The organism is Sphingobacterium sp. LRF_L2, assembly GCF_965644235.1.
GTDB lineage: Bacteria > Bacteroidota > Bacteroidia > Sphingobacteriales > Sphingobacteriaceae > Sphingobacterium.
The window spans coordinates 71,956-85,059 of sequence record NZ_CBFFRI010000003.1 but is presented as its reverse complement, the minus strand read 5'-3'; the positions used below and the strand labels follow the sequence as shown (position 1 = coordinate 85,059).

Annotated in this window: 10 protein-coding genes; all 10 read left to right on the top strand. The window is 44.2% G+C overall.

The annotated features are described in order from the left end of the window. The first annotated feature begins 3 nt into the window (after nt 1-3). From ACSZOX_RS06480 to fucP, 10 genes are read left to right on the top strand one after another with little or no spacing between them, the layout of a single operon-like run. The gene (locus tag ACSZOX_RS06480; RefSeq protein ID WP_437919027.1) at nt 4-2,508 is read left to right on the top strand and encodes an L-rhamnose mutarotase; all 2,505 of its coding nucleotides are present in this window, start codon (nt 4-6) and stop codon (nt 2,506-2,508) included. Nucleotide 2,509: 1 nt separating this feature from the next. After that, nucleotides 2,510-3,604 carry a Gfo/Idh/MocA family protein gene (locus ACSZOX_RS06475; protein ID WP_437919026.1) on the top strand — a complete coding sequence of 365 codons (1,095 nt, stop codon included), beginning with the start codon at nt 2,510-2,512 and terminating at the stop codon, nt 3,602-3,604. Continuing rightward, on the top strand, nt 3,601-5,181 hold the full coding sequence (locus ACSZOX_RS06470; protein WP_437919025.1) for a sodium:solute symporter family transporter: 1,581 nt from the start codon (nt 3,601-3,603) through the stop codon (nt 5,179-5,181). The genes ACSZOX_RS06475 and ACSZOX_RS06470 overlap by 4 nt, the downstream gene beginning before the upstream one ends. A gap of 37 nt (nt 5,182-5,218) precedes the next feature. Continuing rightward, nucleotides 5,219-6,385, top strand: a complete 1,167-nt coding sequence (locus ACSZOX_RS06465; RefSeq protein ID WP_437919023.1) for an ABC transporter substrate-binding protein — start codon at nt 5,219-5,221, stop codon at nt 6,383-6,385. Next, complete coding sequence (locus ACSZOX_RS06460; protein WP_437919022.1) at nt 6,378-7,529, top strand: CaiB/BaiF CoA transferase family protein; 1,152 nt, start codon at nt 6,378-6,380, stop codon at nt 7,527-7,529. The genes ACSZOX_RS06465 and ACSZOX_RS06460 overlap by 8 nt, the downstream gene beginning before the upstream one ends. A gap of 1 nt (nt 7,530) precedes the next feature. Next, entirely contained in the window at nt 7,531-8,673 is a 1,143-nt protein-coding gene (locus ACSZOX_RS06455; RefSeq protein ID WP_437919021.1) for a CaiB/BaiF CoA transferase family protein, read from the top strand. After that, entirely contained in the window at nt 8,666-9,889 is a 1,224-nt protein-coding gene (locus ACSZOX_RS06450; protein WP_437919020.1) for an extracellular solute-binding protein, read from the top strand. Before ACSZOX_RS06455 ends, ACSZOX_RS06450 begins: the two co-directional genes overlap by 8 nt. Continuing rightward, nucleotides 9,886-10,959, top strand: a complete 1,074-nt coding sequence (locus tag ACSZOX_RS06445) for a Gfo/Idh/MocA family protein (RefSeq protein ID WP_437919019.1) — start codon at nt 9,886-9,888, stop codon at nt 10,957-10,959. Before ACSZOX_RS06450 ends, ACSZOX_RS06445 begins: the two co-directional genes overlap by 4 nt. Before the next feature lie 45 nt (nt 10,960-11,004). Further along, on the top strand, nt 11,005-11,457 hold the full coding sequence (locus tag ACSZOX_RS06440) for a MaoC family dehydratase (protein WP_437919018.1): 453 nt from the start codon (nt 11,005-11,007) through the stop codon (nt 11,455-11,457). A gap of 33 nt (nt 11,458-11,490) precedes the next feature. Beyond that, nucleotides 11,491-12,789 (top strand): L-fucose:H+ symporter permease, encoded by a 1,299-nt coding sequence (fucP, locus tag ACSZOX_RS06435; RefSeq protein WP_437919017.1) that lies wholly within the window; start codon nt 11,491-11,493, stop codon nt 12,787-12,789. The last annotated feature ends 315 nt before the right edge of the window (nt 12,790-13,104 follow it).

Sequence of the window (13,104 nt, the reverse complement as noted above, 5' to 3'; positions counted from 1 at the left end):
AAAATGAAAAGGTTAAGTGCAATAGCAATAGTTTTTTTTCTCTTGTGCGGCTCTGTAGGCTATGCAGGGGATATTTACGTGCGTCAAAGTGCCTCTGAATCTGGAGATGGAACCCGATTGGCTCCTTTTTCAACACTGGAACAAGCTTTAAGAGAAGCGCGAGAATGGCGGCGGCTTGGTGACGAACGTATACGTGGCGGAATTACGATATGGGTAGAAAATGGCGTGTATACATCGGCACAAACAATTCTGATACGACCAGAAGATAGTGGAACGGCAGATAGTCCGACGCGTGTACGCGCTGTTTCTGATCAGGTTGTTTTTTCGGGTGGACTTCCTGTTTCGGGCTGGCGTCCTGCCGGTAAAGTGAAGGGTGTACCTGCGCATGTTGCGAAACGTCTTTTCGTAGCGGATGCGCCGAAAGCAGGAGGTAAATTTTTTCCAGTTCGCCAGCTCTGGGTGGATGATCAAAAAGCGGTTCGCGCCGAAAGCCATGATGATAGCAGCCTGCCCCGTATATTAAACTGGGATTTTAAGAAAGGAACGGCCACAATTCCCAATATCTTTCCCGATTTTCAGTTGACAGCAGGTGTCGAGTTCTTTATTCACCAATGGTGGGCCGTAGCACAGCTTCGTGTTCGCGATATGCAGGTTTTTAAAGATAGTATCCAACTCGCTTTTCACGAACCGGAAGCCCGTATTCAAAACGAGCATCCATGGCCCAAGCCTTGGTTGTCCAAAGAACATGGTAATTCGGCATTTCGCCTCGTAAATGCAATAGCGTTTTTGGATCAGCCGGGCGAATGGTTTTTGGATGAAGATACGCACCGGATTTATTACTATCCCAGAGAAGGACAAAATATGACTACAGTAGCCGCAATGGTGCCCTACCTGGAAACCATCGTGCAGGTTGCTGGTACCTTAGAAAATCCGGTAAAATATTTTACCATGGAAGGGATTCAATTCCGCTACAGTGCGTGGCTTCGTCCGCATACACATGGTCATGTAGCCCTGCAAGCAGGTATGTATTTCGTGGATGCTTATAAGTTGGCAAAACCGGGAACCCCTGATAAAGCAGGCTTGGAAAATCAAGCATGGGTAGGCCGGCCCAAAGCATCGGTTCAACTCGAAAATACCGCTTATACCGCTTTTCGTAACTGTTCATTTACCCACCTTGCCGCTACGGGAATTGACTACCGTTCAGGAAATTATAGCGATACGCTGGAGGGAAATATGTTGCAGGATATCGGTGGTTCTGCTATACTTCTCGGCGAATTCTCAGCAGAACAATTTGAAGCACATCTCCCTTATCAGCCAAAAGACGAACGCGTACTTTCCAATGGTATTTACGTCGCTAACAACCTGATTCAACAGATCGGTGTAGAGGATTGGGGGGCAGTTGGTATAGGTGCGGGATTTGTCCGTAATGTGGAAATAAAACATAATGAGCTTCTCGACTTACCCTACACGGGAATAAGTTTGGGATGGGGCTGGACTCCTACCCTAAATAGCATGCAAAATAACCAGGTTTTCGAGAATAAAATTACGCGATACGGTAAATTTATGTATGATGTAGCGGGTATTTACACCCTCTCGGCACAACCAGGTACAAAAATACAACGCAATCTGATAGACAGTATCTATCGGTCACCCTATGCTCATATTCCCGATCATTGGTTTTATCTCTATACAGATGAAGGATCGGCTTATATGAATATTTCCGATAATTGGTTCCCTTCAAATAAAATTCTACAAAATGCAAATGGCCCGAATATAGCATGGGTAAATAATGGTCCAGATGTAGATAAGAAGTTGGTGAAAGATGCGGGGTTGCAGCCCGCTTTCGCCCGGCTGAGAAAGCAGATTTTACCATTGGATACAGCGCTAAGGTTCAATGCCTATATCCCGTTTACCAAGCCTGTTTTCTTTCAGATTTACGATCCGCAACGGCAGCTCACGCAAGAGGAAATTGAGACTTTTCTGGTGAAGCAAGGTGGAGAGCCAACGAACGTGTTCCACTGGAAGAACTATACCCTGTTACTGACAACAGATGAGTTAAGTAAAAAAATGGCGGGTGCCTGGTTAGCAACCTATCCTCAGGTGGAGTATAAGCTGTTTAATAACCTCTTTTACAGTTTTGATCGATCACGTTGCGACGTGCAAACCGAAACACAGGATACCGACTTTGTGTTACTCACAGCACAGTTGCGTGACGATAAAAGCAAAGAAGAAGCCTATTTAGAAGCCCATAAAAAACAGTATGAAGAATGGCCAGAGGTGGCGAAAGGTTTCTGTCAGGCGGGATTTGAAGAGGTTTTGTTGTATCGAAATAACCGACAGCTGATGCTTTACATATCCTTCCCCAAAGGGAAAAAGTTCGAAGATATAGATCCGCTCACGCTGAAGGATAATCCTCGCGTTGAGGAATGGAACCGTTTGATGGGGACTTATCAAGAAGGAATAGCGGGCACAGCAGCAAATGAAACTTGGATTTTTTATAAAAAATAACATGTTACCAATAGAAAAGTTAAGATTAGGAATTTTAGGACTGGGAGAAGGTCGTAGTACGATGTCTGCCGCATTACAAAGTCCACACATCGAATTAATTCAGATCTGTGATTTGAATGAAGAGCTTGGACATAAGCGGATGAAGGAGTTTGATTTTCATCACTACACAAAACGCTATGAAGATCTCCTGGAAAATAAAGAGATTGAGGCAATTGCTATTTATACACCAGATCACCTCCATGCTTCCCATATTCAGCGCGCTTTAGAACATGATAAACATGTGATCTGTACGAAGCCCTTCATTGATAATTTGGCGGATGCCAATCGTTTGTTGGACTTGGCAGCGAAAAAGAATAAACGTGTGTTTGTGGGGCAAAGCTCGCGTTTCTTTGAGCCCGTTAGAAAACAAAGACAGGATTTCGAAGCAGGATTGATTGGCGACTTAATCACGATCGAAGGATATTACCATGCGGATCATCGTTGGTTTTTAGAAAAACCATGGTCACTGCAATCGTCTTTTAAGTGGTTGTATGGTGGATTAAGTCATCCTGTAGACTTTATTCGTTGGTATTTACCAAACATAGAAGAGGTGATGGGTTATGGTATGTTGAGTGCAAATGGAAAAAAAGGAGGATTGCAAAATGTCGATACGATGCATTTTATTTTCAAGGCTGAAGATGGACGCATCGCTCGTGTGAGTGGAGCCTATACAGGTCCTGTACAGCCGGTAACAAGGGATAGTGAAATGAGTTGTATTCTTCGTGGAACAGAAGGGGCCAGCCAAGCTGATTACATGGATCTTCGTTACGCGATAACAGACAAAACGGGAGAAGAACGTATACTTACTTGGGAACATAAACTGAAACACTATTTCCGTTTCGAAGGAAAGAGTCACCATGCCGGAGAGTATCAAAACTATCTGGAGTATTTTGCGCAGGCTATCCGCACAAACGAACCTGCATTTCCTGATATGAAAGAAGGCATTGGCACTATTGCCTTATTGCAAGCTATGGATGAGTCACTTGCTACAGGAAAGCCTGTAAAACCAAAAGATCTGCTCGCAAAGTATGGTGTGAATCTGGATAGACAACCATGAACAATATCGTAGATAAATTAACCATTGTTGATTACAGTATTGTTGTCGTTTATTTGTTGGTCTTGTTGGCTATCGGCATTTTCTCTTCGCGTAAGCGGGCTGATGGTGCGGAACATTTTTTAGCGGGAAAGTCCCTGCGATGGTATAGCATAGGCTTTAATATGTGGGCAACAAATGTAGGGCCTTCCATGTTACTTGCTTTTGCAACGGTGGGGTATACAACAGGTATTGTCGCTGTCAATTTTGATTGGTATGCTTTCGTCTTTTTGTTCCTGTTAGCCGTAGTTTTTGCGCCACGTTACTTAGTATCGGGTGTACGTACTCTTCCTGAATTTATGGGACGTCGATTCGGTTCTGGCACACAGACAATATTAGCTTGGTATTCCTTAGTGAAAATGTTGATTTCTTGGCTTTCGCTGGGCTTGTTTGCAGGAGGTTTTTTAGTACGACAGATTCTGGGAATCCCAATGTGGCAATCGGTTACCGTTTTGGTGGCTTTAGCAGGACTATTTGCCTATACCGGAGGACTGAAAACCGTCGCTAAGATTAATATTTTCCAGATGATCTTGCTTATTCTCGTATCCGCGCTGCTGACATTTTTGGGGCTATCCAAAATCGGAGGCTTTCAGGTGTTGTTAGACAATACACCAGGAGATTATTGGTCACTTATTCGTCCTGCCAGTGATCCGGATTATCCCTGGTATGCTATCGCCTTAGGGTACCCTGTTGCCGCTATAGCATTTTTCTGTACCGACCAAGCTATGGTGCAATCGGTATTGGGCGCTAAAAATCTGGAACAAGGCCAGTTGGGGGTAAGTTTTATCGCTTGGTTAAAGATACTTTCTTTGCCATTGTTTATTTTGACTGGAATCATTTGTTATATTCTCTTTCCAGACTTAGAAGATCCTTCTTTAGCCTATATGACGATGGTAACCAATTTGTTCCCTACGGGATTAAATGGTTTGGTGATTGTTGTATTGATTGCCGTGCTCGTTGGTACTATAGGTTCCTCCCTGAATTCCCTAAGCACGGTGTTTACGATGGATATTTATCTTAAACATATCAAGCCTGATGCAAACAATCAGCAGGTGACACAAACTGGTCGTTACACCATTATTGTAGGCTGTATGGCTGCCGTGTTGATCGCTATCGCTATTGACCAAATAAAAGGGCTGAACCTTTTTGATGTCTTTCAATCAATATTGGGATTTATTGCCCCACCGCTAGCCGTTGTATTTTTATTAGCTGTCTTGTGGAAACGAACGAATAAAGTTGCTGTAAATACCATTCTCACCGTAGGTGCTGTCTTAAGTTTAGGTACAGGCGTTCTTTATTTATGGGTTTTTCCGAAAGATAGCTATGATTTTTGGCCACATTATCTGTTGCTTTCTTTTTACCTTTTTTTAGTGTTGATGGCACTTGGGGTTGGTATATCGCTGTTGTTCAAAAAGTCTGATTTTGAAAAAGCGAATGAAACGGCCTATGCGTTTCAGATCGAGCCCCCTACCAACAGGGTAAAGTGGGCGTGGGCCATCCTGTTTCTGGTGATGGCAAGTTTGTATATTTTATTTAAATAGACTGAAGCATATTATAAAAGAAGATTAGAGGTTGTATATGACAAAAAAAATTCAGCTGAAGGGTATAACTTGGGGGCATTCCCGGGGATTTATACCGATGGTTGCTACAGCTCAACGTTATGAAGAACTCCATCCAGAGGTTGAAATTATCTGGAAGAAACGTACATTACAAGAATTTGCAGATAAATCAATAGAGCAATTGGCAGAAGAATATGATCTGCTTGTTATTGACCATCCTTGGACGGGGCATGCGGCAGCAAAAAAGATGGTTGTTCCCTTTGATGATTATCTAGAGAAAGCATATTTGGATGATCAGCGCGTGCATAGTGTGGGGCATTCCTATCCTAGCTATAATTTTGAGGGGAAACAGTGGGCTTTACCTATTGATGCGGCGACACCGGTTGCAGCGAGTAGACCTGATCTCATCCTCGAGCTAGGGTTATCATTGCCGAAGACCTTTGATGAGGTACTGCTTTTAGCGGCTCAAGGGCGTGTAGCATTCTCCCTTCTACCTATAGATGTGTTGATGAGTTTTTATATGTTCTGCTGCTCTTTGGGGGAGGCTCCCTGCACGGGGACGGATGTTGTGGTGAGTGAAAAGACTGGCGTCCGAGCGTTGCAACTTTTCAAATCCCTGGCCGATTTAACCGATGTGAAATTCTACAGCAAAAATCCTTTTATGGTTTTTGAGGATATGGTTAACAACGATCAAATTGTGTATTGCCCTTTTGCGTATGGATACTCAAATTATGCACGAAAAGGCTATGCCCGAAAACAGCTTCATTTCCATGATCTGGTATCCTTGGCGGATAATGGACCAATGATCAGCACACTTGGCGGTGCGGGATTGGCGGTATCAGCACGCAGTAAACATATTGATGTCGCTGTCGATTACGCGCGCTTTGTGGGAGATCCTGCTGTTCAGTCGTCTTTGTATGTGGAAAACGGTGGGCAACCAGGACATTTAAAAGCCTGGGAAAGTGATGTGGTAAATGAGCGTACCGCGGATTTCTTTAGAAATACATTACCGACATTGCAGCGTGCATTTTTGCGTCCTCGTTATTTTGGACATATGCATTTTCAAGATCATGCCGGCGATGTGGTCGTCCAATACCTGAAAGAAGGTGGAGACGAACAAAATGTGTTGGCGGAACTTAACCGTATGTATAAGGAATCACAATTATTAGAAGGTGTTCATGGATAATAAACCATTGGCAGGCCTATTGGTATTGGAGTTTTCCCAATTTATGGCCGGCCCAACAGCAGGACTTCGTTTGGCAGATCTGGGAGCAAGGGTGATTAAGATTGAAAGGCCTGGTGCAGGAGAAGGGGGACGGCAGATCGCGATAAAAAATCTCTTTGTCGACGATAGCAGTCTCGTATTTCATACGATAAATCGAAACAAAGAGTCTTATGCGGCAGATCTTAAAGATCCGGAAGATTTGTCCAATGTCCGTAAACTGATTGCAAAGGCTGATGTTATTACGCATAATTTTCGACCTGGTGTGATGGAAAAAATTGGACTGGATTACGCTAATGCCCGCGTATTGAATCCCAAGATTATCTATGCAACAGTTACAGGTTATGGACAGGAAGGTCCGTGGGCGAAAAAGCCGGGACAGGATTTATTGGTACAGTCTATGTCTGGATTGACATGGCTGTCGGGCAGTGACGGTGATAACCCTACACCTTTCGGTTTAGCAGTAATCGATATGTATTGCGCAACGCATTTGACACAGGGTATTCTGGCGGCATTATTAAAACGTGCGCGGACGGGAGAAGCGGTGCTGGTGGAAGTGAGTTTGTTGGAGTCTGCGTTGGATATGCAATTTGAGGTGCTGACCACCTACTTTAACGACGGCGGAAAGCTCCCTCAGCGGGCTAAAACGAGGGGCAGCGGACACGCTTACCTCAGTGCGCCTTACGGCGTTTATAAAACAAGAGATGCTTATCTCGCGCTAGCTATGGGGGACTTGCCGAAGATTGCTGAAAAGATTGGTCTGGAGACGACCAGGTATAACGATAGAAAGGTATGGTTTTCGGATCGTGACCAGATTATGCAGGAACTTGGTTCGGTATTGATCCTAGAGGATACAAAAACATGGATAGCGTCTTTAGAAGCTGTGGGTATTTGGTGTGCGCCAGTTAATGATCATCGTGATTTTTTTGGGAGCGAAGGTTTTGCAAACACCCAGATGCTCCAGGAAGTAAACTTGCACGATGGGAATAGGTTAAAAACGACGCGTAGCGTATTCCATATCGATGGACAATACCTTTTTGCCGATAGGCCTGCGCCACAGGTTGGACAGCATAATGAAAAGATTAAAAATGATTATTTAAAGGATTGATATGTTACCCTTAGCAGATTTTACCGTAATAGACTTCAGTCAATTTTTATCTGGACCTTTAGCGAGTTTGCGCTTAGCCGATCTTGGCGCACGTGTGATTAAGATTGAAAAACCCGTGACGGGAGACATTTGTCGACATATGTATACTTCCGATACCGTATTGAATGGAATGTCAACCGTGTTTCATGCGATTAACCGAAATAAGGAAAGTGTAGCGCTCGATCTAAAAAATGATGAAGATAGAAAGGTTATTCGTGACTTGGTTGCAAAGGCCGATGTGGTCATGCATAACTTTCGTCCAGGTGTTATGGAACGCCTAGGCTTCGATTATGCCGCTGTACGGGCCATCAATCCCAACGTCATTTATGGCGAAATATCAGGCTATGGCTCAACAGGGCCATGGTCGAGCAAGCCCGGACAGGACTTATTGTTGCAGTCATTGACGGGCATGACTTGGCTGAATGGAGATGCCGATCATGGGCCTGTTCCCATGGGCTTATCTATTGTAGACATGTTTGCAGGAATGAACTTATGTTCAGCATTGCTATCCTGTTTATACCGTCGTGCAATAAACCATATTGGCGGCCATGTGAAAGTGAGCATGTTAGATTCTGCTGTAGATATTCAGTTTGAAGTGGTAACGACTTATTTTCGGGACGGAAACCAATTACCCGAGCGCACGAGCATCAGCAATGCACATGCTTATCTAGCAGCACCTTATGGTATTTATAAAACACAAGACGGATTTTTGGCGTTAGCCATGGGCTCCATACCGTTGTTGGGCCGTTTGTTATCGTGTTCGGCTTTGGGCGAATTTAGCGATGGTGAGCAGGCTTTTCAAGAGCGAAGCACGATCAAGCGTATATTGGCTGCTCATTTGGCGACGGAAACCACCGCATTTTGGTTGGCTATTCTTGAAGCGGCAGATATATGGTGTGCGGATGTGCTAAATTGGGATCGATTGGTTGCACACGACGGTTTTAAAATGTTGGATATGATCCAGCGGGTATATATGCAGGATGGCTTTGGCTACGATACCACACGTTGCCCTATCCGTATCGATGGTGAAAGGCTGCATGCGGAGCGCGGTTCGCCACAATTGGGAGAACATACCTTACAAATCAAGGAGGAACTTTATGGCTAAACTACGGTTTGCAGTTCGAAAGTTTGACCCATTTGAGCGTGCATTAGCCGATTGTTGGGCAAAATATCAGGCCTTCGCGCCAGCGGATATGTCGATAGAGTTTGTACCTATGGATCTTGAAGAGTTACACGATGACCTTTTTGTCAAAGAGGGGCTCCGCAATGGTTCCTGGGATATCGCACATATCAATACCGACTGGATGGCAGAGGCTTATGAAACAAACAGCGTCGAAGCGCTGAATGAATTTATAACAAGAAAACCGCCCGAAGGCGGCATACAGGCATGGTCGCCGAGCTTGATGGGTTTGCAGCAGTTTGACGAAAAGCTATATGGTTTTCCTTTTCATGATGGACCCGAGTGCCTGGTAATACGCAAAGATTTATTCGAATCGCCACAGGAGCAAGCTCTTTTTTTTGAACGTTACCGGCTTGAGCTGAAGGTTCCGCAAACCTGGGATGACTTTCTCCGGGTTTCCGAATTTTTTCACCGCCCTGACCAGCGATTGTATGGAACAGTTTTCGCTGGATATCCCGATGGGCATAATGCTGTTTTCGATTTCTGTATACAGCTTTGGGCACGTGGCGGAGAATTAACAAATGCCAAGGGCGAGTTGTATCTCGAAACGTCTCAAGCTGTGGAGGCATTGGATTTTTATCGTGCATTTTTTCGATCAGATTTTGCTGTTCATCCGCAATCGCAGGTTTATGAATCTGTACAGGCAGGGCAGGCGTTTGCCAGGGGGGAGGTGGCCATGATGGTCAATTGGTTTGGTTTTGCTTCTTGGGCACATATTGACAAGGAATCGAAGACAAGAGGGAAGGTCGATATTGCGCCTATTCCTACCTGTGCAGGGGGAACAGCTCCTTCCCTAAATGTCTACTGGTTATATAGCTTGGCTTCCGGGAGCCAGCATAAGGGAATTGCGTATGATTTTTTATGTTTTGCTGTGAACGCAACGAACGACAAAAATCTGACGTTAGCAGGAGGTGTCGGCTGTCGGCAAACGACTTGGTCGGATCCGGAAGTCAATGCTCAAATTCCTTTTTATGCCAAACTAGCTCAGTTGCATGAAACGGCTCGTACGCTGCCTCGCCAAAGTAATTGGGCGTCTGTTGCGCATTGTATAGACAATATGGTCAATGAAGCTGTGCAGACAGATATCCCGAGTCAACTACTCTTACAAAAAACACAAAAAGAAATAGACGTATTGTTATGATCAACATTCCATACCAAAGTATATTACCAAAGACCAAGTTACCCATTATCATTATAGGTGCTGGCGGGATTGTGAAGGATGCGCATCTACCTGCATATAAAAAAGCCGGTTTTGAGGTACATGGTATCGTCAATCGTACCCGATCAAAAGCAGAAGCTTTAGCGCAAGAATTTGGTATACCTCATGTTTATGACAGTGTGGCGGAAGCTGTTGCTCATGCGCCTGCGCATTGCGTATATGATATCACGATAATGCCCGACCAATTTATAGCGTCGTTAGAAGCTTTACCTGATGGATCGGCTGTTTTGATTCAAAAACCTATGGGAGATTACTTTTCGGAAAGTGAAGCCATTTTAGAGGTTTGCCAACGTAAGAGATTGGTTGCAGCTATCAACTGTCAGTTGCGTCAGGCTCCTTTTGTAAATGCCGCGCGTTGGTTGATTGAGCATGGATACATCGGTGAATTGTATGACATGGAGGTGCGCGTAACGGTAAATACGCCGTGGGAACTATTTCCGCATGTGATGGTTCATCCTCGTTTGGAAATTCTTTACCACAGTGTACATTACATCGATTTGATTCGTTCTTTTTTAGGTAATCCTACATCCCTATATGCAAAAACGCTAAAACATCCAGCAAAGTCTTTATCTTCTAGCCGGACTACCTTGCTCTTTGATTATGGAGATACGATGCATGCGGTGGTCAATACCAACCACGACCATGATTTTGGACCGAAGCACCAAGAAAGCTATATTAAATGGGAGGGAACAAAGGGGGCTATAAAGGCAAAAATGGGTCTTTTAATGGACTATCCGCATGGCGTTCCTGATGCGTTTGAATATTGTATCCCATCCGAGCAGGGAATAGCCGAGTGGATAAAAGTTCCAATTGATGGCTCATGGTTCCCTGATGCATTTATTGGAAGCATGGGTAGTCTTATGCGCTATAAGTTGGGGGAAATCGATGTATTGCCCGCAGCTGTCGAAGACGTCATCCATACGATGGCGGTCGTTGAAGCAGCCTACCAAAGCACAGCAAAAGGTGGGCATCCTATAGAATATAAATTTTAAAGAGAAAACGAGCCTTTGCGCTCCTTATAAATTAGTTATTACGATATGCATTTTGAATCTATTTTTTTTGAAGATTATCCGTTGAACGATAAACGTGTAACCTTGGGACGTACTATTACGGAAACGGATTTTGTGGTACATGCAGGACATACAGGCGATTTCTTTCCTCATCATATGGATGCAGCTTGGTGTAAAACACAACCTTTTGGACAGCGGATTGCACACGGAACCATGATCTTCGCAATAGGTATTGGTCTAACCGCATCAGTTATCAACCCTGAAGCTTTCTCCAAGGGATACGATCGGTTGCGGTTCGTGAAACCTGTTTTTATTGGAGATACCATCCATGCCGAAGTTACCATTTCTGAAAAATCTTCAGCAAAGAACCCCGCATTCGGAACCGTTGTTGAGCATGTGGAGATTCTCAACCAACATGGGGAAGTTGTTCTAGTGGCTGACCATATTTTGTTGGCCAAACGTAAGGATAGCACGTCCTAAATTTATCACACACAATCTTAGATACCTCATACTATGGAAATCAACAAAAGCGGCTATCATATAGCAAAAGATGCTGTTGTTAAAAACTATCTTTTTCCCTTTATTTTGGTGGTTAGCCTCTTCTTTCTATGGGGAATTGCCCATAACCTCAACGGAGTTCTTATTCCCCACCTGAAGAAAGCTTGCCAATTGGATAATAGTCAGTCGGCATTGGTGGATACGTCTGTCTTTTTCGCGTATTTCGTGATGGCGATCCCAGCCGGTTACCTGCTTCGGAAATGGGGATATAAATTGTCTATTATTATCGGTTTAGTGACCTTCTCTTTGGGGGCTTTCCTGTTTATTCCTGCTGCCGATATGCGTATGTATGAGCTATTTCTATTAGCTTTATTTATCATCGGCTGTGGACTGGCTGTTCTGGAAACAGCTGCTAATCCTTATGCCGCTATTCTAGGCCCATCCGAATCGGCAACACATCGGTTGAACCTTGCCGCTTCTTTTAACGGCTTGGCGGCGATGGTGGCGCCTATTGTTGGAACTGTATTTATATTATCGGGAACAAGCTATTCTGCTGCAGAGTTGCAGGCAATGCCTGAAGCCGACAGACTGTCGTACCTGGCACACGAAGCCGCTTCGGTAAAATTACCTTATTTCACTTTGGGACTGCTATTATTGCTGGTCGCTGTACTTTTTATTTTTGTCAAACTACCGGAAATTCAAGACAACGAATCCGCGAAAGAACAGTCGCAGAATAGCAATTTTTTCTCTGTTCTTCGACATAAACACCTTGCTTTCGCTGTGGTTGCCCAATTTTTTTATGTGGGCGCACAGGTGTGTGTGACGAGCTTTTTTATCCGTATGGCACAGCAAGGAGCTGGAGTGGATGAAAAAACTGCTGGCTATTATCTTGGTGTGTACGGTCTACTTTTTACCGTCGGACGATTTGTCGGAACACTATTGTTACGCTATACTACCGCGCAGCGATTACTGGCTATATATGCTTTTGTTTCGGTTATTTTAGCTGCTGTCGCGATTTTTGGCTCGGGAATGATGGTTCTCTATGCGTTGGGCGGTTTGGGCTTCTTTATGTCGATCATGTTTCCGACGATCTTTTCGCTAGGTATCGTGGGGCTAGGTAAGGATACTAAGCAGGCTTCGTCTTGGTTGATTATGTCCATTGTCGGCGGTGCCGTTTTCCCTTTTCTAACAGGTGCTGTTATCGACCGTGCGGCAGATAACACACAAATGGGCTATGTTGTGCCTTTAATTTGCTATTTGGTGATATTCTGGTATGCAAATAGAGGATACAAAGTGCGCTCAGGGCTGATTTGAGGTAAACAATACCTGTTTAAAATAGATGTATACCGAATGCTGGCATAAAAAAATGCCGTATAATAACTGTAGCGTGCACAATTTTTAGCTTGTTGTTGGCGCAGCATTTTGTTTCCCGCTTTCGGGCAACTTTCCGGAAGTAAAACATGGCAGATCCCTAATGAAAATAGGTTTAATTTCATTAGGGATTTTTTCTTTCTGGAAATAAAAAGAAGCCTTTAAAAAAGGAATGACTTTTCTTCACGGGAGGGGGCTGCCTGATATTCTGCGGGGAGGCTGTCAAGACCTTACGATAGATTGTAGAAAGAAGAGATA